The organism is Streptomyces mashuensis, from assembly GCF_014654785.1.
GTDB lineage: Bacteria > Actinomycetota > Actinomycetes > Streptomycetales > Streptomycetaceae > Streptomyces > Streptomyces mashuensis.
In genome coordinates, this window is record NZ_BNBD01000020.1 from 48585 (window position 1) to 71363 (window position 22779).

Below are 22779 nucleotides of genomic sequence, written 5' to 3' on the forward strand. Positions count from 1 at the left end.
CGACTCAGGCGGCTCAGGCGGCTCCGAGGAAGCCGGGATCGACGCCGTCGAACTGCCGGCATGCGTCACGGGCGACGTCGAGCAGCTCTCGCATGGGCACGGCGCGACGGCTGGTCGCGGAGAGGTCCTGGCGGGCCTCGGCGGACCACAGCGGCGGGAAGACGGATATGCCGCGGGCGTGGCCCTGAGTGCTGGTGCCGTCCTGGTCGGGGTCCCGGTCGGGGTCCTGGTTGGAGGCGTGGTTCCGGTGCCGGCTGCGGTTCAGCTCCTGGACCTCGTCCTGCCAGCCGGGCCAGCGCAGATCGGCGTAGAACTCGTGGAGGGCGCCCGACAGCAGCCAGGTGAGCCACGCCGAGTGACCGGCGCCCAGAGCTTCCCAGCGGAGCGAGTCCGGGGCGAAGTAGACGACCTCGCCCGGGCTGCCGGGGCGTCCGGCGTCGGCGGGAGCAGCGCCGTTCAAGGTGAAGACGCCGCCCAGTACGTCCTGGGCCACGACCAGACCGGCCTCCGGCTGCCACGCCGGGTCGAACGTCTCAGGGAACCGGTTCACGCCCGCCAGATCCGGCACGCCGTGCGCGGCTCCCCTCACGGGGCTGCCGAAGACCCGTAGCCATCCGTCGTCCACCAGCAGACCGCCGCAGTGCAGCGCCATCGCGCCCAGGTACGACCTGGCCGTGACCTGCAGCTGAAGAATCGTCGTCCGGCCCAGGTCGCTGTCGGGTGGCAGCACCTCGACAGACACCGGGCTTGCCTCCAGGGTCTCCCTGATTTCCGGCCATGCCGGTTCGTCGACGTCGATCAGCTGGCTCAACTCACGCATGCCGGTATCGTCGCATGCCCCTGGCGTCCCACTGGCACCATGCGCCCGGCCTCGGTCCGCCCGCTGAGCGGGACGAAGCCGCCCTCTAGCCCGGTTCCTCGCCCGGCAGGCCGGTGGAGAACGTGGGCCGGCCTCCTTGCACCGCCGGGTCGGCCGGCCGGAGGTCATGGGCTGCCACGGTCACGGCGCGTTCGACGATGGTGTAGGCGAGGCCGGCGTCCATGCCGTCGGCCCCCAGCCCGGCCAGGGGGACGCGGACCTCCACCACGTCGCAGCGCGAGGTGCGCCCCACGGCGACTTCCGTGGTGCGGTGGCCGTCGGTCTGCACCCGGAGCAGCTCGACCGGTTCGGCGAGGTACGCGTACCAGGCGTCGCTGCGCCGGCCGAGTTCGTCGAGCAGCCAGCCGTGGCCGGCGAGTGGGGCGGAGTTGGAATCCGTGGGCTCGTCATCGTCGGCGGCGGCGAGCCGAGCCGGGCCGGCCGCGGCGATCGATTGCAGGAGCGCGCCGCGGCCGGCATCGGGGTCGGGCAGGAGGGTGGTGGCGGGAGTGCCGGGCCATTGCACGGTCACCTGCGCGCGGCCGGAGGCGAGATCGACGCTACGGACGCACAGGCCGGCCCAGACGCTCCCGCGCTGGACGGCACCCAGGTCGACGAGTAACGGCGCCCACCACTCGGCCGCAGGCAGTGTGCGGGACGGCCGGACGGGACGTCGGCTCATCGGCAGGACCCTCCTGGCGAGTGGCGGATCAGATGGAGCAGATGATGGATCAGATGTTGATGGCGTTCTTGACCCAGTCGGGGCAGCGCCCCTGCACGCCCTCGCAGTAGGCCGTGATGACGCCCTTGGGCAGCATCGGGATTTTGACGTGGAAGTCTACTCCCGCGCGGACGGCCTGGACCTTGTCGACGCGGCAGGTCCGGAAGATCCACCAGCCGCTGCACTTCACGTGCAGCACGTCGGTGAAGTAGTTCCAGGTGTCCGGGTACCCGGCGAATTTCTGCTTCCCCGCGGCCCCGGGGCGCGGATACTGCGTGGTGGCCCGGACGGCCTTCATGGTGAGGTTGTGCTTCTGCTCTATCTTGGTGAGCCCGAAGCCCCGGTCCCGGACGGGGTCGTAGTACCCCCGCCGCATGTAGACGGTCCAGCCGTCACGGTCCTTCCACTGCCCCACCACGTCGTCGGGACCGCTGAGCGTTGTGTTCTCCGTCTCGACGGTACGGGGTGCCCTGCCGGCGCCGAGCTGCTTCACCGCCGAGTCCGGAATTCCGTGCCTGCCGAGGTCGGCCAGCCGGAACGAGGAGTTTCTCGGGATTCCGGATCCGTTGTCGAAGACGGAGAACTCCACGTCTCCGGACGTGCCCTGAGCGGAGGGCGCCGCTGTCATCGCGGACGCCGGCGCTGCCGCGAACAACCCGGCCGCGAGGCCGAGGGTCGCGGAGGCGACGGCGTACCGACGTGCATTCACCTTGCGCATGGTCCCCCTCGAGGTGACTGCCGTGCACTTCCGTAGCCGGACCTCACGATGCGATCCGGCCACCCAGCAAGCTAGGGAGACCGCATGTGACGCGTCGACCCCTGCGGGGGTGAATCGGCCATCGCATATCGTGGTCAACGGCAATAGCCGTTTTCATCAGGGGAGTTGGGCGACGTGCAGCTCATGTGCTCGTGGTGGTGAGCCCGGGGCGGGTTCCGTTTTCAGCCGGTGGGGACGTGCAAGGTGACCGAAATGCAGCGGACACGGCCGAGGCGGCGACCGGGGGCTCGGTCGCGCTCCGGGGCGCTTCGACGAGGAAAACCGTCACGTCATGATTACGAGCCCGCGGACCTACAATGTCCAGGTGAACGAGAACATCCCGCCGTGCCCCGAATGCGCCGGCGTGTACGCCTACGAAATGGGCACGCTCCTGGTCTGCCCCGAATGCGGCCACGAGTGGGCGCCCGCGCCCGCCGAGGCCACGGAAGAGGCGGGTGACAAGGTGATCCGGGATGCGGTCGGCAATGTCCTGGCCGACGGCGACACGGTCACGGTGGTGAAGAGCCTGAAGGTCAAGGGCCACCCCGCCGGCATCAAGGCGGGCACCAAGGTGCGCAACATCCGCCTCGTGGACGGTCCGGACGGCCATGACATCGACTGCAAGGTCGACGGATTCGGCCAGATGCACCTCAAGTCCAGCGTGGTCAAGAAAGCCTGAACTCATGCAGCGTGACGAATGGAACTGCCCGGGTGATTACCCGGGCAGTTCTGTTCGTACGGATCGGTGAGGTGATGGCGTCCGAGGAGGTCCGGCTCGCAGCCGGCCGAAGTGCCCCGTAGCCGACTATTCCGCGCCTGGTGTCGACCCCGCCTCCACCGAGGACACGGCAGTTACCTCGCATACATCGATCTGTGAATGACCTGTCACAAACTCCGAGCAAGATGACACCCTGTGATCGATCACCAGCACCACCAGTCTCCGCCGCATCAGCCCTATCCACCGCAGCACCCGTACGCGCACCCTTATCCGCATCCGCAATATCCCGCGCCTGCGCACCCCTACGCTCAGCAGCCTCAGCCTCCTCATTTCCCCCAGCCCCCCGCCGTCCCCAGGGAGGTCGGGGACGAGCGCCGCATGCTCTTCGCCACGATCGACGGCCTGATCTCGTTCTTCGGCGGGTTCGCCCTCGCCGCGCCGCTCACGGAGGGCAAGAGCACGGGCACCCACTTGACCTACGCCGTGCTCTGCGTGCTGGGCCTGTCCTTCGTCCACCACGTGCTGGGGGCGATGCTGTTCCGGACCACCGTGGGCAAGTTCCTGTTCATGACGCGCGTGGTGCGCGCGGACGACGCGGGGAGGCCACGGTTCTGGCAGGCCGTGCGTCGCTGGCTCCTCGGCCTGACCTGGCTTCCGATGCAACCCATCTGGGGGCTGCTCGGCGACGGCGGTGACCCCTACGAGGACGGGTGCGGCCTGCGGTACGTACGCAGCAGGGACCTGCGCCGCTGAGCCACCTCGCAGCAGTCGGCCGTCCGGTACGACACCGTGGCGCCGCGCCGTGCTTCGCGAGCTGCGGCGCGGCTCACCGCTGCCCGCCTCGGTGGGGTCGACGCCGACGAGGCGCACCGGCGGCGCTTTCGGCACGCCCGTGCCGCCTCGTCGATTCACCCGACAGGCGGGTCATCCGGGCAGAGGAGAAACCGGGCAGCCGCCTCTCGGCCTGGAAGAGACCAAACAGCTCTACCAGCGCGCCGCTTCCCCGGCGCAGAGGTGATACCTCCGACGGCCGGGATGGTGGTGGTACGCGGCCCGTGGGGCGCAGGCTCCATTCCTCGTAGCCGCTGGCAGGTCGGTTCCCAGGCATGGAGTGGCTCGGCGCGGCGGGCGGAGGCAACGCTTCCGGCCAAAGGGCAGTCGTCGCCGGTCCGGCACTATCGGGTGAGCGTGTCCGGCGGTAGCGTCCCCTCCGCATCGGTCGAACACAACATCGACTGGAGGGCACATGAGAATCCGCTACCAGGCAGCCACCGCCGGCCTTGTCCTTGCCCTCACAAGTGGAGGTGCGGTGGCCTGGGCAGCACCTGCTGCGGCCTCCGGCGGCGCTGCCGCGTCCTCGTTCTCCTGCGACGCCTGGCAGTACCGGAGGAGCAGCCAGGGGCACGGTGCCTCGATCACCTGCCACGGCAGTTCCTTCACGGGGTACGTCATCTGTCACCAGCCCGACGGGTATGTGTACCTCCGCTTCGGCAACCGTGCTCGTTCCGGTGGCACGTCCACCGCGTGGTGCGACCTGAATGCGGAGGTCAGCGAGGCCGGTGCGCTGCCGCTCTGAGCGCTGTGCGGCGCAGGCGGCGCAGTCCCCCGCGTGCGAGGAGGGTGCAGGTGGTGCCGTACAGCGCGGCCGTGCCCAGGAGCCGGTTGTCCGCGGCCGATCGGCGTACGCCGGGTGGGAGTGCGCTGTGGCGGGTACGCAAGGCGGTGAGCAGGTCGTCGTACCTGCGGGCGGCGTCCTGGGGGGCGAAGGTGCGGGCGGCGCGTTCGCGGGCGGCCGCTCCCATCCGGGTGCGCAGTGGCTGGTCGTCCATGAGACGCAGCAGGGCCGCGCTGTAGGCGCGGACGTCGTCGCGGGGCACCAGCAGGCCGTCGACACCGTCGCGGATGATCTCACGCGGGCCGTGCGGGCAGTCCGTACTGACCACGGGCAGGCCGCAGCGCATGGCCTCCACGATGGTCATGCCGAAGGACTCCTGGGCGGAGGTGACCGCCGCCACCGATCCCTTCGCCCACTCGGGGTCCAGGGGTGTCCTGGCGCCCATCAGCCGCACGCGGTCGCCCAGGCCGCGGCGTTCGATGTCCGCGGCGAGGCGGTCCTGCTCGGGGCCCTCGCCGTAGATGCGCAGGGTCCAGTCGGGGTGCTGTGCGCCGGCGCGGGCGAAGGCCTCGATGAGCATGTCGTACCGCTTCACCCGGGTCAGGCGGCCGGCCGCCACGACGACCTTGGCCGTGCCGTCGGCCGGCGGCACGGTGGTGGCGGGCACGCTGTTGGGAATGGCCTCGACCATGTGGTGCGGGAGGCGCAGGCCGGTGCGGTGGGCCCGGGCATCGGCCTGCGTCATCGTCACCAGGGCGTCGAGGTGCGGGTACCAGCGGCGCAGCTGGCGGCGGAGGCGATGCGGGTGGGTGTCGTGCGTGAGGTGCTCCTGGCCGATGCGCAGGGCGCGGGGCGGCCCGAAGCGGGCGAGCAGGACGTTGAGCCCGGTACGGGTGCTGATCACGGCGTCGGCGTCGGTCCCGGCCAACCAGTCGATGATCCGCTGTTCCGCGAGGCGATGGTACTGGCCGACGCGGCTCTCGCCGGCGGGGAAGTGGACACCGGGCTGCGCGGCGCGCGGGTCCGTCCTGTCCGCCGCGGAATCGCGGTGGTCGACCAGGGCGGCGAGGGGCACCTGCGGGGGTGGTTCGAGCAGCGGTGTCGTCTGGTGCCGGAAGACGGAGACGAGGCGCACGTCGTGCCGCTCGGCGAGGGAGGCGGCGAGGGTGAAGGTGGTTCTGGTCGTGCCACCGATGGCGTAGGCATTGTGCAGCAGAAATGCGATGCGCATTACGAGTGCCGGCCCTTTGCGTGAGGGCCGGCCGTACGTCGCGCGGTGATGGCCTTTCCGGGACATCTCATGAAGAGAACGTTAATCGTCAAGGATCACCGAAACACCGGAGGCGCGACAGCGGAGCATCTCCAGTGGAGGGTTGGCGCGGTAGTCCGCCCAGAAGTCGGCGCCGTATTTGCGCATGCCTGCTTCGGACACCTCCAGGGGCACCCAGGTCACGTCGCTGAATCCGGCCACCCGCAAGCATTCTTCGTAGACCTCGCGGCGCGGCCGGTTGGCGACGAAGGAGACCGGCGGGTCGAGCAGCGCCGTGACCCGGACCTGCGGTCCGGTCTCGGCCTCTTCCCCGGTGAGTTCGCTACGGAATCCGTACTTCTCCGGGGACGGCCCGTCGAAGCGGAAGTCGGGCGACTGGTTGAGCAGGAAGAACTCGCCGCCGGGCTTCAGGCTCCTGTGCGCGTTACGGCACATCCGCTCCGCGGTGGCGATGTCCTCCGCGTAGCCGAGCAGCTGGACCGCCAAGACGATGTCGAATTGCCGGTCGAGGTTCCTGAGTTCCGCCACGTCGCCGATTTCGTAGCGCACGCCCAGCGGATCGCGCTCCTCCAGGGCTCTCGCCACCGATACCATTTCGCCCGAGATGTCGATACCGAGCACTTCGGTGGCGCCGCGGCGCTTGAACTCCCTGCTGTAGAAGCCGGTCCCCGAGGCCAGGTCGAGGACCGTCTTCCCGCGTACGTCCCCGACCATGGCCAGGAAGCCGGGCACCACCACGTACTGCTCCAACGGCAGGGACTTGAAGCCCTCGAACGCCTCACCGATCTCGTCGTACTGCTGTCTGCTCACCGGATTGCCCTCCCCCGTGGGTTCGCGATGCCCGTGGCCCGGCTGCTGGCTGCCGGCTGCCGGCTCCCGGGACATGTGACCGCCTCTGGCAAGCAGTCTCCCCGCACCCCGGCCGGCCGTCGTACTCGCAGAAGCCACAAAAAGCGGGCCCTTGGCCGGGGTCTCGTACGGACGGTCGTACGGGCGCCCGTGCACGGCTCGCCAGCGGGCGGACGCCGCGCTGGTCGCCCGGGTACCGGCAGCGTTCAGGGCTGAGAGGTGGCGACCTTCACGCCGAAGCCGATCAGGACGACACCCGTGATCCGGTCCATCGTGCGACGTACCGCCGGCCTCTCGAAGAATGCGCGGGCCTTGGCCAGCACCAGTACGTAGCTCCCCAGCCAGGCCAGCGTCAGCGCTGCGTGGACGAGGACCAGCAGGACCATGCCCGTGTGCGGCGACAGGCCGGACGGTGCGAGCGTGGGCAGCAGGCCCGTGTAGAAGACTGCGATCTTCGGGTTGAAGAGGTTGCTGACCAGGCCCGTGCGCCAGGGGTTGCCGGTCGGGGCCGGCGGGGCTGCCGTCGGCGACGCGGTACGGCTGCGCCGGCTCTGCAGCAGTGCCTGGACGCCCAGGAAGCCGAGGTAGAGGGCACCGGCGAGCTTGACGACCGTGTAGGCCGTGGCGGACGCAGCCAGGACGGCCGCCAGGCCGACCACGGTGAGCGCACCCCAGGTGAGGAGTCCCGCCGTGATGCCGCCCACCGTACGCAGGCCGTCCTGCCAGCCGGACGTGATGGCCCGCTTCGTCACGACGGCCATGTCCGGGCCGGGAACCATGGTCAGGACGGCCAGTACGCCCATGGCCGCGAGTATCTGTACGAGCATGGGCTCAGTTTCGCACCGGCCGGCGCCTCTGCCGGCCGGCCACTGGGGCCGCACACGCCCGGTCCGCCGTCAGGCGGCCGGGCCGGGTTCCTTCCACGCCGTGCGTTCGGCGTACGCGAGCCAGTCGAGGTACCACTGGGCGAACGTCATGCGCTCGGCGCCGTTGTGGCGTTTGGGGGCCACGCCCTCGCCCGCGGCCTGGACGTCGTCCCAGACGGTGCCCGCCTCGGGTCCGGTCACGGCGAGCACCGTGTAGTAGGCGCAGCCCTGGCTGCTGAGGTACAGCGTGCCGGTGAAGAGTTCCTCGCGCAGTTCGTCGTCCCGGGCGTCCCACGCGCGGTAGGCGGCGGAGAATTCCTCGGCGCTGGTGAAGCAGTCGCCGGACGGCTCGTTGTACTGGTGCTCGTCGAAGAGGGCGCCGACCTCCTGGGGGCGGAAGGGCACGGCCAGGTTCTTCGCCCGCGCCGCGTTGCTCTCGGCGCCGGGTCGTAGGGGGTAGATGCCGTAGTCGGGGCCGGCGCCGCCGGCGGCGACCTCCCGGAGGAAGGCGCGGTACTCGTCGGGCAGCCGTGTGCCGAGCTCGTGCTCGAGCTCGTCGAGTTCGTCGCGGGTGAGCGGGGGCAGGAGTTCGAAGCGGTGGCCGTGGTCGTCGAGCCAGACAGCGCCGAAGACCTCGCTCATCCGGGGAGCCGTGCGCAGCGCGAGCACGCGCTCGCGGACCCCCGTCCATATCGTCGTCATCGCCCTCACGGTACCGAGCCGGGGCGGGCCGGTGACCGGTGGCCGTCAGGCTCGCGTGGCCAGCCGCTCGACGGCGTTCTTGGCCTCCGCCAGGCCCTCGCCGGTGAACTCGCGGTAGGCCTTGATCGCCTTGATCTTCTGCCCGGTGCGCGCGAGGTCGGCGATGCGGGCCAGTTCGGGGTTCTCCTCCTGGAGGCCCAGTTGATCGAGGATCAGGTCGATCTTGCGCTCCAGGCGCGAGACCTTGCGGTTGACCCTCTCGATCCGGCTCTCGATGTTCCAGGCCAGGAGCCCGAGAAGCGGAAAGAGGAAGAGTAGCGCCATGTCCATGACGTGCAGCTTAGTGCGGGGGCCGTACAGGTAGTGCCTCGAGGACAGCCGGCAGGCAGTGGGTGATCTGCGCGGCGTAGCCACGGGCCGACGGGTGGCAGCCGTCCTCGCTGAACATGTCGGCCGGGTTGCGCAGGAAGATGTCGGCGGACAGCGGGATCACGTGGGCGCCGGCGTCTTGTGCGGCCTCTTGCTGGAGGCGGGCCAGTCGCCGGGAGCGGCGGGCGGCCGTTGTGTGGATCCAGGGGCGCACGCCGGTGGCAGCGGCGTAGTCGGGGCAGGTGACCGCTGCCACGGCCCACCCGTCGTGACGGAGACGGGTGACGAGTGCGCCGAGCCGGCGGGCGGACCGGGACAGGCGGACGGGCAGGAGGACGTCGTTGCCGCCGACGATGACGACGGCGAGGCCGGGACCGGTGGCGTCGTACGACTGGGTGCGTACGGACCGGGTGGTGGCACCGGGGCGTGCACCGACGCGGAGGTTCACCGGCCGGCCGGTGGCCTGGACGAGAGCCGTGGCGAGTTGTGCGCCGGTGGTCTCCTCGCAGGAGCGGACCCCCACCCCGGCGGCGAGGGAATCGCCCAGGAGCAACAGGGAGAGAGCCTCGCCTTCCTCCGGTCCGTAGCGGCCGTCGGGCCGGGGGACGCGAAAGGCGGACGGGCTGGTCGGGCGGGTCATGACGGCTGCCATGCAGGCACGGGCGAGAAGGAGAAGCACCTGCTTGCGCCGCTTGGTGCGGCCCGCGGTGGGTCCGTCGGCCGGGGCGGCGGCCCGGCCCGCGGTCGGCAGTGACGGTGGCGGTGCCGGCCGGGCGCGCCGGGCCGCTGCCGTGCCGATGCGGCCGGCGACCACGGCGACGAGGGCCGCGCGGGTCATGCCCGCGAGCATGGCGTCCCCCGGGTGGCCACTCGGGCCGGGGTGAGAAGTCGCCGCGGATCGCAGGCGCCTGACGTGGCGTAACCCGTTTCTCGCATGCCGGCCAGCATCTGGTGCACCGGACCACTCCCCGTCGCGTCTCGCCTGATCCGCTCCATCTGATCCGCTCCATCGGTATCGGCGAGGGCCCGTGCTGTCACCTCACGGCCGTGGCGTGGCTTGCGGCCCCACCCGATCGGCCGAGCCCGTCTCCCGGGCCGACGTGCAGTTTTGATGCCACCCCGCCAAGGCACAACCGGAGGAACCTTGCCGAAGGACGGCAGGGCAAACCCTTGACAATCGATGATCTTCTTCACCCGTTCCGGAGGCCGTCACGGCCGGGAGCGCCGCTTAAGATCATGTGCGTCCGCCCCCGGCCCTGACCACGGCCGTGACCACGCCATGGCGGGCCTTGGGGAAATCACAGGGGGAAGAAGCGGCACGGCGAGCGCGTCGGGGTTGACCGCCTGCCAGCGCGCATGCCATGCCCACTTCCCTGTTGCAAGGGAAAACTGTACGTGAACCGCCTTTCCATCCGCATAGCCGCAGCATCCGCCGTCACCGCCGTCGCCCTCGGCGTCGCCGCTCCCGCCGCGACCGCGGCCGAGGCCCGCCGGGCCGACGCCGCGGCCGAGCAGGCCGCCGACACGCTGCGGCCGACTGCCGCCGACGTCCGCGACCTCGTCTCCCGCATGCGCGCCCACGGCGCGAACCCGGCCGAGATCGCGGAGTTCGAGCAGTACGCCGCCCAGCTCGAGGACGGCTCCGGCCACCACCGGGCGAAGCGGGCCCTGGGCATGGGCACCATCGTCCGCAAGCTGATCGTCGCCGGCCTCCGCCACGGCGGCTCGTGGGCCGGGAAGATCGTCGGCAAGGTCAGCAAGAAGAGCGGCCGGTTCATCGCCCGGAACGGCAACAAGATCGCTGACGCGATCGAGGACGTCGAGGGCTGGAGCGAGACGGCCCTGGCCGTTGCGATGGTGAAGGCCGGTATCCCCACCGACGTCGCCTACGACATCGCGCGCGCCATCATGATGGTCGCCGTCTGACGCCCACCGGAAGCCCTGCGGCCGGCGCCCGTTCTGTGGGCGGTGCGCCGGCCGCCTCCCGCTCCCAGCACGTGGAAAGGAGCGCGGGATGCACGAAGACCGGCACCCGCCGGCGGACTCCGGTTCCGCCGGCCCCGACAACGCCACATGGGCCCAAATGTCCCCGAGGGAACGCGTCCTCGCGGCGTTCGGCATGGCCGGCCTCGGGGTGGGCGTGGCCGGGCTGGTCGTCCTGTTCCTTCTCCTCGGCGTCCTCGTCATCACCGTTGTCTGCCGGCCCCTGATCGAGACGGACGGGCCGGCCGCGCTGGCCTGGGCGGCTCTGCTCTGCCTGCCCTACGGGGCGCTCGCCTCGCTGTTCGTCCACCCGCTGCGGCTGCTCGTGCAGGCGACAGCCATGGGCGACCGCGCACGGCGTGCGGCAGCGGCGGGATGCTCCCTCGCCGGCACCTTCCTGACCGCCCTGTTCGTCGCGGCCCTCACTCCCGGGCTGCATGTGGCCCGGTCGTGGATCCCGGCTCTCCTTGCGACGGTCCTGGTCGCCGCGCTCAACGTGGCACTGAAGCACTACGAGGACCGCAGGAACCGCAAGAAGCGCGCGTGACGCCGACGGCGCACGGCCGGCCGTCCCGTGGACGGTCGGCCGTGCGCCGTCCGGGTGGATGCCGTGGGCCGATCGCATGAGAGTCGCGCCCCTCATGTGTGGTGAGGCGCGGCAGTGGCACTCGTCGGCTCCTGTGCTTTCCGTGAAACGGATGATTGGAGCCACCATGAGGAGCCGACAGTGGGCGGCCGCCGCCGTCACCGCGCTCGCAGTTGCCACCGCGACGACCGGCCCAGCGCACGCCGAGAGCGACCCCGGCGTGACGGACGGCGCCTTCCTCAAGACCGTGCACCAGGGCAACCTGGCGGAGATCGAAGCCGGCCACGACGCCCAGAAGAACGGCACGAGCGCCTGCGTGAAGAACACCGGCGCCATCTTCGTACGCGACCACACCAAGCTCGACGGCGACGTGACGGCGCTGGCCGGGAAGCTCAAGGTCTCTCTGCCCTCCGCCCCCACTGCCGAGCAGAAGCAGCAGCTGATGGAGATACGGACCAAGGCGGGCACCGGGGCGTACGACGGTGCCTGGCTGTCGGCGCAGGCGGAGAACCACCGCAAGACCCTCGGCCTGATCGACCAGCAGATCGCCTCGGGACGGAACGCCCAGATCACTGCGGCCGCCAAGGCAGCGCGCCCCGTGGTGGCCATGCATCTGGCCCTCGTCAAGGGCGGCGTCTGCCATGGCCAGTCGTCCACGCGGACCGTCCCGGCCGGCGACGGCGGCATGGCCGCCGGTGCGGAGGCTTCCGGTGGGATGACCGGTGCGGTGGCGGGCGGTGCGGCGGTCGCCGGGACGCTCGTCGCCGGTGCCACGGTCCTGTTCGTGCGGAGGCGCCGTACGAAGGCCGCCTCCGTACGCCGCTGAGGACGGAGCGCGCCGGCCGCCTCGTACGGTGTCTGGCCGGCGCGGCGGTGGTGGCGCTGGCAGCCGGCGCGCCTCAGCCGGCGGGGTGGTCCACGTCCGTCGGCCCGTTGTCCGCCGGCGGACCGGCCGCCGGGCCGACGGGTCCGCAGGGCGAGGAGGCGCCGGCGCCTCCCGCCCTGGTGGAGGTCCGGGGCCGTTTCCGGGCGCCGGTGGTGCCGGTGGCCGCGCGTCCTGACGGGGCCCTGGACGTGCCGTCCTCGCCGGACACCGTCGGGTGGTGGGCGCTGGGGGCACGGCCCGGTGCGGACCGGGGCACGGTCCTGCTGGCGGGGCACGTCGATTCCCGTGACCGCGGGCTGGGTGCGTTCGCCGCCCTGTACGCCGTGCGGGCGGGCACCAGGGTGGTGGTGACCAGCGCGGACGGCCGCCGGTACACGTACGTCATCGTCGCGCGCCGCATCTACGGCAAGGAGGCGCTGCCGCCCGATCTGTTCGCGGACGGCCGCCGGGCCCGCCTGGCCCTGGTCACCTGCACGGGTCGCTTCGACCGGGCCCGGCACCAGTACACGCAGAACCTGGTGCTGCTGGGCGAACGGTGGGAGCGGGAGCGGGGTCGGTGATGCGTCACTCCTTCGGCCCAAGCGCGGTGGCTCACCCGGTCGGCCGCGGAGACGCTGGGACAGCTGTCGACTCCATTCCGACCCGACTCCCAGGAGCTGATCACCGTGATCAAGAAGCTTCATGACGCAGGTCTGCGCAGCGAGCACGCCTACACGGCCGCGGTCGCCTCGATCGGGCTGTCCTTCCTGGCCTGGCTCGGTTCCGTCAAGGGCGAATCGGCAGGTACGGACCGGGCCGACCGCTGGGGCATCTTCGTCGGCGAGTGGGCGCCCACATTCTTCGGTCTCGGCCTGGCGCTCGCCAAGTACGAAGACGGCTGACCGTCCGGGCGTCACCACCTCCACGGCCCGCCGGGCCGTGCCTGTCTCCCCCACTGCGGGCCGTGCGGCTCGGGTGGGGGACAGGTGTGCCGCCGCAGCGGCCGGGCCAGCAGGATGCCCGTCCCGAAGCCGATGACGTGCGCGAGGTAGGCCACGGACCCGGCCTGGGAGACGCCGGTGCCGTAGGAGTAGACGGCCTGGAGGACGAACCACAGCCCGAGCACCGCCCAGGAGGGCAGGCGCAGGGGCAGGAAGAACAGGAACGGCACCAGCACCCAGACCCTGGCTTTGGGGAACAGGACCAGGTACGCGCCCAGGACACCGGCGATGGCCCCCGACGCCCCGACGAGGGGTGTGCCCGAACCGGCGTCGGCCAGCGCGAATCCGTAGGCGGCCGCGTAACCGCACACGCCGTAGAACAGCAGGTAGCGGAGGTGGCCGAGGCGGTCCTCGATGTTGTCGCCGAAGATCCACAGGAAGAGCATGTTGCCGAGCAGGTGGAGCCAGCTGCCGTGCAGGAACATCGAGGTCAGTACGGACAGCGGCGGTGATTTGACGTAGTCGGGCGGTGCGAGCAGGCAGCCGGGGCCGGCGGGGCCGACGCCGGTCTGCCCGGTGGCGACCAGGCGCGGCGTCACGTCGTGGATCAGCTCGCGCGGAACGGCCGCCCACCGGTCGGTGAAAGCCTCCAGGCGGCACAGATCCGCCAGACCGCTCTCCCCCACCAGCGAGCTCGCCACTCCTGGAGTACGCAGGAAGACCAGGACGTTGACGGCGATGAGCGCGTACGTCACCCAAGGGGTCCGGCGTACCGGATTCACGTCATGAACGGGGATGACCACAGCAGATCAGTGCCCCATCGGCAGACACCGAATCAGAAGGCGACAGACTTGATCACCCGTGGGTACAAGGCGGAGATCGTCCGACTGACGGGGTGATTGCAGATGGCAGACATGGACCGGAGCGCCTTTCCCTTGTTCCTCTTCGGGGCCGTCTGGCTGGTGTGGGCTGCGGCCCTGGCGGCGTCCAACGTGCGGTCGTACCGCCGCAGGGTCACCGTCCTGGCCCGGTGCCAGCATGTGAGCCGTGAGAAGGGCGGCTACCGGCACATGCTGCGCCGCCGCCCGGTGGGCCAGGAGAGGGATCTGGTGCTGGTGCGGAGCAAGGAGAAGATGGTGAGTCCGGGAGAGGAGACCCTGATCACCTACGACCCGAAGTCCGCCCACCTGGTGTACATCGGGGAACGTTATCCGCGCTTCACTCACGGCAAGGCGGTGGCGTTCTTCGGCGGGCTGGCTCTCCTGTTGATGGCCGGGGGCGTGTTCCGGTGAGACGGTGCCCTTGCGGTACTTCATTCCTCGTCAGGCTGTTCGATCCTGTTCGTTCCATCCGCTCCCTTCGACCACCTTCGAAGCGTCTGGTCACGATGAGGGTGTGATGGCCAGTCTGGTGCCCACGGCATCAGCCGGCAGTCCCCGTCGAAAGGGAGGACACATGACATTCCGCGCATCGGTCGGCCTCGCGACCGTCGCCCTGGCCGGAGCGCTCGCCTGCTCCGCCGTCGCCCCCGTGACCGCGACCGCGGCCGCGCCCGCGAAGCTCGCGGGCTGCGGGTGGAACGAGAGCCGCGGTGGCGAGCGGGCGTACTACGAGCACTGCGCCACCAACACCAACGTCTGGATCCAGGTCAAGCGCTGGCCGCGGTCCAACTACCACCGTTGCGTGGGGCCCGGCCGCACCAACCTGGACTATGACGCCACGGGGGCCTGGTACGACAGCAACTACCAGGGCGGCCTCTGCTCGCACCCCGGCGACACCGGGCCCTGATACACCGGCCGCATCGCGGTGAACGCCGTACGTCAGGGGGGTACGGCGTTCACCTCCGGTGCCGCGCCAGCGCCAGCATGCTCAGGCCGAACATGGCGACGCCCAGAGGGACATGGACCGAGGGGACGTGCGCGATGCCCAGCACGACCTGGGCCGAGGCGAGGGCCAGGAAGCCCGACGCCTGCAGGACAGGTCTGGGCGAGCCGCCGCCCGGCTTCCACGCCAGCACCGCCGCCAGCACGTACAGCATCGACGCCCCGTACATCACGCGGGCTCCGCCACTGTGCAGCGTCTCCCCGTAGGTCGAGGTCAGGAGCAGTCCGGCGGAGACCGCCTGAAGGAAGACGGTCAGGGTCTGCAGGGCGAGCGCGATCCGCAGGAAGCGGGAACCGCGTGGCTCCGTCGTCGTCCTCGCCGTCCTCGCCGGCTTTCTCGTCTTCCTCGTCTTCGTCGTTTCCTGAGTGGTCATGTGGCCGTCTCCTTTTCCGCCCTCGGCAGTGGCTCGGTAAGGTCTCACCCGGCCCGACGACGCAGGGGTGCGAAAAGTAAGGCGAGGGGGCGGCCCGAAGCATGGGGACATCCGGCGAGCGGCGCCAGCTGTTGAATGTCGCGTACCGGTTGCTCGGTTCGGTGACCGAGGCCGAGGACGCCGTGCAGGAGGCCTACGCACGCTGGTACGGGCTGCCGCGCAGCCGGCGGGAGGAGATCCGGTCCCCCGGTGCCTGGCTCACGACGGTGACCGGCCGCATCTGCCTGGACGTGCTCGGCTCCGCGCGGGCCCGCCGGGAACGCTACGTCGGTGCATGGCTGCCCGAGCCGTTGCCCGACGGTACCGAGTGGGACCCCGCCGACCAGATCGTTCTCGACGAGTCGGTGGGCATGGCCTTCCTCGTCGTCCTGGAGTCGATGACGCCCGCCGAGCGGGTGGCGTTCGTCCTGCACGACGTCTTCTTCTCCTGGTAGTTCCGGACACTCTCATCGAAGGGCGGCCCCGCAGGGGCCGCCCAGCACTGTTTCCGGGCTTCCTCGTTACCTCCGACGGTTGTGGGTTCTCTCAGCCGGAGGGGTAAGTGGATCTGTTCTTCGTCAGCCGGGCCCGCGTACAGGAACGGCCTGCGCTGTTCGGCAGGGTCGGGGAGGAAGCCGTACGGCGGTTGGACTTCCGGGCCCTGCCGGATCGTCTGCCGCTGTTCGTGGACGATCAGATGCGGCCGGTCGAGCCGGCCTGCTCCTGGTTCCGTCACTTGGCCTACCTGGGGCGGGATCCGGAGGACACACTGCGGCACTACGCCTACATCGTGCTGCGGCTGATGGAGTTCCTGGCGGAGCGAGGCCGCGACCTGGCCACGGCGGCGGAGTCGGATCTGGTGGCTTATCGGCGGTCGCGGATCGAGTTGCAGGACGTGCCGGTGGGCGGGACGGTCTGGGACCGCGAGGCGTCGGTGATCAACATGCTGCTGGACTGGATGGTCGGGCAGGGCCTGCGCCGGGCGTCGCCGCTGCGGGCGGTCGGCACGACGAACCCGCTGTCCACCGGGATGAGCCGGGACATGGACATCCGGCACCTGACGCTGAGGCAGTACGTGTTCTTCCGGGACGTTGGGCTGGGCGGGCAGACCCTGGACGGCGAGGTGGACCGGGCCTTCCGGGGCCAGGCGCCGAACCGGAGCCGGGCGGCGGCCGACCTGGCCCTGACGTCGGGGATGCGACCGCAGGAGTGGTCCACGGTGCTGCTGCCGGAACTCGCGGTCGGGATGCGGCGGCCGGGCGAGGGGACGGAGTTCGATCTCCAGGCGTGCGCGAAATACAAGAAGCACCGGATCGCCTACGTTCCGCCGGACACGCTGACCTCGGTGGACCGGTTCGTGCTGATCGAGCGGCCGGAGATGGCAGAGTCCATGGCCCGCACGCTGGAGCGTCGCCACCGGGACCTGTTCGTCGTCGTCGATATCGACTACGCACGCCGTCGGCTGCGGGGACGCTGGCAGGGCCGAGACCGCGCGTACGCCTGCTCGGCGATGCCGCCGAAGCTGCGGCGGATCACGGTCCACGAGGGGCCGACCGGGCTGGAGCCGCTGGCGGTGTTCATCGGCCACGGCAGCCTGATGCTCACCTCGTCGTCCTGGGACCGCGTCCGCTACCAGGCATGGGACCGCATGACGGCGGTCCGCGGCGACGAGCGGGCCCCTCAACTCCCCCAGAAGCGATGGCGATTCCACGATCTGCGGCACACGTTCGCCCTGCGGCTCCTGGACTTCCTTATGCGGCAGGCGGCCGAGCGCGAGCGGATGGCGGGCCGGGCGGGCACGGCGACGCTGGCCGAGCACATCGCCTTCAACCCGCTGCTGATCGTCAGCCGTCGGCTCGGCCACGCGAGCCCGGCTGTCACCTACGAGTACCTGCGCTACCTGGAGGATCCGATGTCCTACGTCGATGCCGCGTTCGCCCAGTGGGCGGCCGGCGACGGGGACACCTACGCGGATATCGCGCTTCGGGCCATGAGGGTCGAGGAGGCTGGTCATGCCGCGACGCGGTGAACGGCGCCGGGACTTCCGGCACGAGGACCCCGACCTGGGGCCGGTGAGGATCGGCATCCGGCAGGCCGTCACACCGGACTCCAGGGGCAAGAAGCGGGTCCTGCAGTTCGACCCGTCGCAGTTCGCCTGCCAGACGCTGGCAACCGAGCTCGCGGACGAGTGGGTCGAATACATCGAGGTCACGAGCCGTCGGACGGGCACGGCCAGCAGCCACCGCCAGGGGCTGCGGCTGTTCTGTGAGTTCGTCGACGAGCATCTGGCCGACCGGGCGGCGGAGGCGTCCCTTGCCAGGTCGGAGCCGGATCTGGCCGAGGTGCTGCTGGCCTGGGAACAGTCGCTGCCAGCTCAGTGGCCGCGCGGGTCAACGCGCCCTGGGGCCCTCGCGGCGAACCTCCGCATCCTGATCAACCGGCGCCAGCGGCACCCCGACAGGGGCCTCGCGCTGCGGCTGGCACAGATCTCTGCCCAGAACCACAGCCTGGCCTGGGGTGTCACTCAGGAGCTGGACGAGTTCTCCCGCAAGGACAAGGCGGCTCTGGTCAAGGCGGCATGGGACGACATCGCCCGGCTCCGCAAGCGGTTGAAGGCAGGGTGGGAGATGGCCGAGGCCGGCGGGCACCCGGCCGAGCACGGCTGGTCGCGGTTGCCGGATCTGCTCTGGGCTCTGGCCCACAGGGCGGTGCACCCTCGGGAGATGGCCAAGAAGGTCCCGTTCCCGCTGCCGCCGGAGCTGGCGGTCCTGGTTCCGGACAACGTCCGGACCGAGGGGCAGGGCTGCGGGATGCGCGGCCACGTCCTGGTCCGCAGCCTGCTCAACCAGCTCTATCCCAACGAGCGGGACCTGCACGCGTTCCGGGTGCTGCTAGTCGCCGCGACCGGCCATTCCCCGGAGGAGGTTGCCGGGCTGGCGGAGGAGGCAGTGGAGTTCACCGAGGGCGGGGTCCGGCTGACCATGATCAAGAACCGGGCCCGCAGGATTCATCGCCGGGCCTTCACCCGCATCGACGTGCTGGACGCGGTTGAGCACGTTCGCGAGTACGCGGACCGGCCCCGCTTGGAGGTGTCGGCGATCGTCCGGCAGCTGATGGACGCGACCGCACCGCTGCGGGATCTCTACAGCGAGCGTCCGGCGCCGTTGTTCCTGCACGGGGCGTTGACGCCATCCTCCGAGTTCACCGTCGGCCGGGGTCGGCTGAGACGGTTCGGATGCTGGGTGAAGGAGATGGGCCTCGATCTGGAGGGCCGGATCGACATCCGGCGGCTGCGGAAGTCGGTGAAGGTCGAGAAGGCCGTCGCGTTCGGCGGCCGGATCACGGACATCGCCGACGACCACCACGAGGAGACGTTCCGCGGCCACTACGCGCAGGGCACCACCCTGCGGGTGGTCTCCGGGCGGGTGATCACCACCGCTCAGCAGTCCTGGTTCGACAAGGCCACCGCCGGCCCAGTCGTCCTGGACGCCGCCGCCGAGTCGGCGCTGGAGGAGACCACCCCGGCCCTGGTCGAGCTGGGGCTGAGTGCCGAACAGGTCGAGGACCTGCGAAGCGGGGCCCTGGAGATGGGCGTCACCAGCTGCCGTGACCCGTTCGACTCACCATTCTCCCGCCCCGGTGATCTCTGCGCGGTCGCGCCGTTGCGCTGCCTGGAGTGCCGGAATGCCTGGATCCTGCCCTCCCATCTGCCTCAGCTCCTGCTGTTCGCGGATCACCTGGACAGGTTGCGCACTCGGCTGAGCCCGGCCCACTTTCACACCCTTTGGGGCCAGACCGCGGCCAACCTCACGGCTGTCCTTACGCAACGGTCCGAGGCGGAGACCGCCGCCGCCCGCCGCCACATCGACGAAGGCGACATCGCCTTGCAGCTTCCCCTCACTGCCCAAGCGGAATTCGACGCATGAACAACACCGCCCTCAAGCCGTCGACCTACACGGCCTTCGGACCCGATGAACCGGTCCTGACCTCCCACACGCTGATGCCCGGCGCCGTCAGTCCCCTGTTCGGACAACGCGACGAGTGGAACCTGAACGGGGTCCTGCGTCGGCCGGCTAACCTGCACCCGGCCGATTGGAAGCTGAAGTTCGACGCCTTCACCGACGTCTGGAATCTTCGTGCCCGCGAGCTGGCCATGATCCTGCTGAACCCGCGGCACCCCACGGTGCTGGCCGCCGGGATCACCACGCGGCGCCGTCCGGTCAGCCCGAAGACGGCAATCCAGAGACTCCGCGGTCTGCGGGCACTGGCCGCATGGGCCGAGAAACGGGGACTGCCCGAGGGCCTTGGAGCCTGGCCCGAGCACCAGCTGCACATCCGGGTTGCCGAGTTGAAAGAGGACAGGGCCGTCTCCACCGTGGTCGGCCACATGACGGTCATCCGCGAGCTTCACCGCTACGGGCCACTGCTGACCTGCGGCGGCCTGCCCCAAGACCCCTGGCCCGGCATGTCCTCACACGCGGCCTTGGGAATGTCGCCGAGCGGCAGCCGGACGCTGTCGACCCCGGTCATCTCTCCGGAAGTGTGGTTCCCGCTGGTCCAGGCCGCCTGGACCTACATCGACGCCTTCGCCCCCGACGTCCTGCGAGCCCAGGAGCGCTGGCGGCAACTTCAGGCGGAGGCGACGAGGTCGGCGGCGGGCGCGGAGGCCCGGCTGCGGGCCTGGCTGGCCAACCCCAGCAACCTCGTCCCGCTGCACGATGAGCACCTGCCGCCGCGGAGCACGGACGCGGGCCAGGTCCACTGGGGCCTGTTGTCGTTCCTGATCGGCATCGAGAAACGGGCCCACATCTTCAACAAGCCCCGTGGTCTGCGGGAGATCGTGATGGCGGCGGTCGACCGGGGCCAGTGCGCGAGCGCCAGTGTCCTTCCGGAGTATGCGCAGGTCAGGCGCGCGGACGGCACCGCTGGCGGCTGGACCCGGGGACTCGCGCCCCGCAGCCTGAACCGGGAGATCGAGATCCTCCGGATCGCCTGCTACATCTTCGTCACCGCGCTGAGCATGATGCGCGACTCTGAGGTTCAGGAGATCGTCAAGGGCTCGGTGGTCGAGTACTTCGGGGCGCCCGCCGTGGTCTCGACGGAGGTCAAGGGCGAGGAGGACTTCCCCCGCAAGCACTGGTGGATTATCGAACCCGTCGCCCGAGCCCTCGCCCTGGCCGAGGAGATCAGCTCACACCCTGAGCGGCTGTTCACGGGCATCGCCGGAGAGGTCCGGAACGCTGAACGGTTCACGGCGAACGAAGGGATCAAGGCGTTCGTCGAGCACGTGAACGCCAGAACCGACGTCAACGGCCTGGCCCCCATCCCCTCCGAGCGGGTCGCCCCACACATGTTCCGCCGGACCATGGCCATGCTGACCGACCAGTTCCCCAGCTCCGAGATCGCCCTGGGCATCCAGCTCAAGCACGTCGCCTCACGGGCCCTGGCCAACCGCACCACCCAGGGCTATGCAGCCTCCGCGGCCTCCTGGGCCAAGCACCTGGACGCGGCGACCGAAGCCGCCCGGTTCCGCGGCCTGCGGGACCTGTTCGACGCCCACAAGGCGAACGAGCCGATTGGCTTCGGCCCTGGCGTCGAGCAGCTGACCAGGACCTTCGACAAGATCCGCGACACCGTCGCCGCCCAGGGCGGTGACGCAACGGTCGAACACGCCCTGCTGAAGCAGGCCCGCGTCTCCATCCGCTTCGGAACCCTGAACAACTGCCTGTTCGACGCCGCCAACCCGGCCGGCGCCGTCTGCCTGGAGAACACCGTGATCCCTTCCGGCCACACCGGCCCCCTGCAAGACCGCTGCCGCCCGGACCGCTGCGGCAATAGCATGATTGGCCCCCAGCACGTCGAGATCTGGGACAGCGAGGAACGGTCCCTCACCAGGCTCCTGGAAACCCGCCGCCTTGCCCCCGGCCATCGCGCGGCCCTCGAACAGCAGCGATCCGAAGCACAGGCCGTTCTGCGGAAGGCCGGACGATGACCGACGCGAACGTCTCGACCAAGACCGAGCACAAGCTCCGCGGGGCCATGGACCGGCTCCTGGCGGGCAAGCCGCAGCACAGCGACGGCCGGCTCACGAAGAACAACCTCGCCCTGGAAGCGGGTGTCAGCCCCGCCACGATGTTCCGAGCGAAGGCCGTCCTGGCTGACTGGGACGCCCACATCGATACCCACGGCTGCCTCACCCCCGGCGAGGCCCGCCGGGACGCCGACATTGACGACCTCCGCCGACAACTCGCCGCAGCGAAGAAGGAGATCACCGAACTCAACCGGCGGCTGACCGCCGCGACCACGGTCATTGCCTCGCTCCACCACGACAACCAGCTGCTGCGAGCCGAGCACCACCAGGCGGGCAGGCTTGTCGCGTTACCTATCCAGCAGCAAAGTCACCAATCGAACGCATCTGGGTCGCCATAAACCGCGCTGAGGCCCTGCGGCGAGATGAGCCATGCCTTGGACAGCACACCGGGCCAATCTTCAGCAATCTCAAAAAGCATGTGTCGAAGCACCAAGGGAGGAAGATCAAAAACAGGTTCAGGTTTGCCCTTCGCTCCATGCATCGGCCTGCTGTCGAGCAGCAGGCCGATCGGCTTGTCCGCCTCGACGGCGCGCACACGAGCCAACTGCTTCTTCAGCTTGCCCTCGATCGCACGACCGACGCTGTTTCTCATCTCTCCGATCGTGCACGACCACTGGCCATCAGAACCGAAGCGCCCTGACCAGCCCAAGGTGAGATCATCGAAAGCGATCGTTACCCGGTGATCTTCCGGCGCCTCACAGAAACCGATCGTGGGGACGGGGAACGGCTTCTGCGGCAGCTTCTTGAGGTCTACGAAAGGCTTTCTCCGTTCGACTGCCTTCCTGGCCATCTCCACGACCCGGTCATACAGCCGCTCGCGATCCTTCTTCTTCGCGCCGAGCCATGGACTGGCACTGATGGACACCCACAGGCCACCACCTGGCGCTTCCGCCGCCAGGTCCTGAAGCCGCCCGATCAGCTCATGCGCAACGACATCCTGAGTGGCGACACGGCGGGGATCTTCTTGCGGCGCAGGCACCACAGTGTGATCGACGAACCCGGCGACTCCATTGATTGCGACCTCTGCGTCGATAGGAATCGGTGGGGCATGCCCGTACAAGCCTTCCTGCCGCTCAGGGCTTCCCAGGAGGTCGGCTTCGAGTCCTACCGTCCGCAGGCCCGCGATGAGGGACATGAAGGCCGTCTGTTCACGAGGCTTGTCTGCCATCAGCCGCAGAACGGACTCTGTGCTGGCTTCCGCGGTCATCCCCCGCCTTCCTGTCTTGCCTGACATGCCGAGCTTGCCCTCACGTGTCACTCGCTCGGGTGGTCTGGGGCTGAGAGGCTAACT

At 70.1% G+C, this 22779-nt stretch carries 26 protein-coding genes and 1 pseudogene; 15 read left to right on the plus strand and 12 right to left on the minus strand.

Annotated elements, in window-relative coordinates; all coding sequences use genetic code 11:
- Nucleotides 1-13 precede the first annotated feature (13 nt).
- The 3 genes from IE305_RS29805 to IE305_RS29815 form a co-directional block, all read right to left on the minus strand.
- Complete coding sequence (locus tag IE305_RS29805) at nucleotides 14-820, minus strand: DUF2625 domain-containing protein (RefSeq protein ID WP_190132927.1); 807 nt, start codon at nucleotides 818-820, stop codon at nucleotides 14-16.
- A gap of 85 nt (nucleotides 821-905) precedes the next feature.
- Nucleotides 906-1541: a hypothetical protein gene (locus IE305_RS29810; protein ID WP_190132928.1), complete on the minus strand. Its 636-nt coding sequence runs from the start codon at nucleotides 1539-1541 to the stop codon at nucleotides 906-908.
- 49 nt (nucleotides 1542-1590) lie between these two features.
- On the minus strand, nucleotides 1591-2289 hold the full coding sequence (locus IE305_RS29815; protein ID WP_190132929.1) for a hypothetical protein: 699 nt from the start codon (nucleotides 2287-2289) through the stop codon (nucleotides 1591-1593).
- A 373-nt stretch (nucleotides 2290-2662) separates the two neighbouring features.
- On the opposite strand from IE305_RS29815, the gene IE305_RS29820 reads away from it, so the two are divergent.
- The 3 genes from IE305_RS29820 (at nucleotide 2663) to IE305_RS29830 (ending at nucleotide 4631) form a co-directional block, all read left to right on the plus strand.
- Entirely contained in the window at nucleotides 2663-3016 is a 354-nt protein-coding gene (locus tag IE305_RS29820; RefSeq protein WP_308440287.1) for a zinc ribbon domain-containing protein YjdM, read from the plus strand.
- A 417-nt stretch (nucleotides 3017-3433) separates the two neighbouring features.
- The gene (locus IE305_RS29825) at nucleotides 3434-3808 is read left to right on the plus strand and encodes an RDD family protein (RefSeq protein ID WP_190132931.1); all 375 of its coding nucleotides are present in this window, start codon (nucleotides 3434-3436) and stop codon (nucleotides 3806-3808) included.
- A 556-nt stretch (nucleotides 3809-4364) separates the two neighbouring features.
- Complete coding sequence (locus IE305_RS29830) at nucleotides 4365-4631, plus strand: hypothetical protein (RefSeq protein WP_190132932.1); 267 nt, start codon at nucleotides 4365-4367, stop codon at nucleotides 4629-4631.
- Here IE305_RS29830 and IE305_RS29835 read toward each other — a convergent pair.
- The 6 genes from IE305_RS29835 to IE305_RS29860 form a co-directional block, all read right to left on the minus strand.
- Nucleotides 4603-5901, minus strand: coding sequence for a glycosyltransferase family 4 protein (locus tag IE305_RS29835; RefSeq protein ID WP_190132933.1), 1299 nt, complete (start codon nucleotides 5899-5901; stop codon nucleotides 4603-4605). The two genes, IE305_RS29830 and IE305_RS29835, sit on opposite strands and share 29 nt — an antisense overlap.
- Nucleotides 5902-5982: 81 nt before the next feature.
- Entirely contained in the window at nucleotides 5983-6750 is a 768-nt protein-coding gene (locus tag IE305_RS29840) for a class I SAM-dependent methyltransferase (protein ID WP_190132981.1), read from the minus strand.
- Nucleotides 6751-6995: 245 nt separating this feature from the next.
- Entirely contained in the window at nucleotides 6996-7616 is a 621-nt protein-coding gene (locus IE305_RS29845) for a LysE family translocator (protein ID WP_190132934.1), read from the minus strand.
- Nucleotides 7617-7685: 69 nt separating this feature from the next.
- On the minus strand, nucleotides 7686-8357 hold the full coding sequence (locus IE305_RS29850; protein ID WP_190132935.1) for an SMI1/KNR4 family protein: 672 nt from the start codon (nucleotides 8355-8357) through the stop codon (nucleotides 7686-7688).
- Nucleotides 8358-8402: 45 nt separating this feature from the next.
- The gene (locus tag IE305_RS29855; RefSeq protein WP_190132936.1) at nucleotides 8403-8687 is read right to left on the minus strand and encodes a ribosomal protein L7/L12; all 285 of its coding nucleotides are present in this window, start codon (nucleotides 8685-8687) and stop codon (nucleotides 8403-8405) included.
- A gap of 10 nt (nucleotides 8688-8697) precedes the next feature.
- Entirely contained in the window at nucleotides 8698-9564 is an 867-nt protein-coding gene (locus tag IE305_RS29860) for a GDSL-type esterase/lipase family protein (protein WP_190132937.1), read from the minus strand.
- Between the two features lie 557 nt (nucleotides 9565-10121).
- Between IE305_RS29860 and IE305_RS29865 the strand changes: the two genes are divergently transcribed.
- The 5 genes from IE305_RS29865 to IE305_RS29885 all read left to right on the plus strand — a co-directional run bounded on the left by IE305_RS29865 (nucleotide 10122) and on the right by IE305_RS29885 (nucleotide 13062).
- Complete coding sequence (locus IE305_RS29865; RefSeq protein WP_229891707.1) at nucleotides 10122-10652, plus strand: YqxI family protein; 531 nt, start codon at nucleotides 10122-10124, stop codon at nucleotides 10650-10652.
- Between the two features lie 88 nt (nucleotides 10653-10740).
- Nucleotides 10741-11256 (plus strand): hypothetical protein, encoded by a 516-nt coding sequence (locus IE305_RS29870; RefSeq protein WP_190132938.1) that lies wholly within the window; start codon nucleotides 10741-10743, stop codon nucleotides 11254-11256.
- 166 nt (nucleotides 11257-11422) lie between these two features.
- Entirely contained in the window at nucleotides 11423-12121 is a 699-nt protein-coding gene (locus IE305_RS29875) for a DUF4142 domain-containing protein (RefSeq protein WP_190132939.1), read from the plus strand.
- Between the two features lie 107 nt (nucleotides 12122-12228).
- Nucleotides 12229-12741, plus strand: a complete 513-nt coding sequence (locus IE305_RS29880; protein WP_190132940.1) for a class F sortase — start codon at nucleotides 12229-12231, stop codon at nucleotides 12739-12741.
- 105 nt (nucleotides 12742-12846) lie between these two features.
- Complete coding sequence (locus IE305_RS29885) at nucleotides 12847-13062, plus strand: hypothetical protein (RefSeq protein ID WP_190132941.1); 216 nt, start codon at nucleotides 12847-12849, stop codon at nucleotides 13060-13062.
- A gap of 11 nt (nucleotides 13063-13073) precedes the next feature.
- Here the strand turns inward: IE305_RS29885 and IE305_RS29890 are convergent, their stop codons facing one another.
- A complete protein-coding gene (locus IE305_RS29890; protein ID WP_190132942.1) occupies nucleotides 13074-13904 on the minus strand; it encodes a rhomboid family intramembrane serine protease in 831 nt (276 codons plus the stop codon).
- A 102-nt stretch (nucleotides 13905-14006) separates the two neighbouring features.
- Here IE305_RS29890 and IE305_RS29895 point away from each other — a divergent pair, with 102 nt between their 5' ends.
- Together IE305_RS29895 and IE305_RS29900 are read left to right on the plus strand one after the other, a co-directional pair.
- A complete protein-coding gene (locus IE305_RS29895) occupies nucleotides 14007-14393 on the plus strand; it encodes a hypothetical protein (RefSeq protein ID WP_190132943.1) in 387 nt (128 codons plus the stop codon).
- A 163-nt stretch (nucleotides 14394-14556) separates the two neighbouring features.
- Entirely contained in the window at nucleotides 14557-14889 is a 333-nt protein-coding gene (locus IE305_RS29900) for a DUF6355 family natural product biosynthesis protein (protein WP_190132944.1), read from the plus strand.
- Nucleotides 14890-14938: 49 nt separating this feature from the next.
- Here IE305_RS29900 and IE305_RS29905 read toward each other — a convergent pair whose 3' ends face one another.
- Nucleotides 14939-15358, minus strand: a complete 420-nt coding sequence (locus IE305_RS29905; RefSeq protein WP_229891709.1) for a hypothetical protein — start codon at nucleotides 15356-15358, stop codon at nucleotides 14939-14941.
- A 101-nt stretch (nucleotides 15359-15459) separates the two neighbouring features.
- On the opposite strand from IE305_RS29905, the pseudogene IE305_RS29910 reads away from it, so the two are divergent.
- The 5 genes and pseudogenes from IE305_RS29910 to IE305_RS29930 form a co-directional block, all read left to right on the plus strand.
- Nucleotides 15460-15840 (plus strand): annotated as a pseudogene (locus tag IE305_RS29910) (sigma factor); the annotation flags it as partial.
- Between the two features lie 203 nt (nucleotides 15841-16043).
- Nucleotides 16044-17426, plus strand: coding sequence for a site-specific integrase (locus IE305_RS29915; protein WP_190132945.1), 1383 nt, complete (start codon nucleotides 16044-16046; stop codon nucleotides 17424-17426).
- Complete coding sequence (locus IE305_RS29920) at nucleotides 17410-19323, plus strand: hypothetical protein (protein ID WP_190132946.1); 1914 nt, start codon at nucleotides 17410-17412, stop codon at nucleotides 19321-19323. Before IE305_RS29915 ends, IE305_RS29920 begins: the two co-directional genes overlap by 17 nt.
- On the plus strand, nucleotides 19320-21389 hold the full coding sequence (locus IE305_RS29925) for an integrase (protein WP_190132947.1): 2070 nt from the start codon (nucleotides 19320-19322) through the stop codon (nucleotides 21387-21389). Before IE305_RS29920 ends, IE305_RS29925 begins: the two co-directional genes overlap by 4 nt.
- Nucleotides 21386-21826 carry a hypothetical protein gene (locus tag IE305_RS29930; RefSeq protein ID WP_190132948.1) on the plus strand — a complete coding sequence of 147 codons (441 nt, stop codon included), beginning with the start codon at nucleotides 21386-21388 and terminating at the stop codon, nucleotides 21824-21826. Before IE305_RS29925 ends, IE305_RS29930 begins: the two co-directional genes overlap by 4 nt.
- Here IE305_RS29930 and IE305_RS29935 read toward each other — a convergent pair.
- A complete protein-coding gene (locus IE305_RS29935) occupies nucleotides 21796-22695 on the minus strand; it encodes a hypothetical protein (RefSeq protein ID WP_190132949.1) in 900 nt (299 codons plus the stop codon). The two genes, IE305_RS29930 and IE305_RS29935, sit on opposite strands and share 31 nt — an antisense overlap.
- Nucleotides 22696-22779 lie beyond the last annotated feature (84 nt).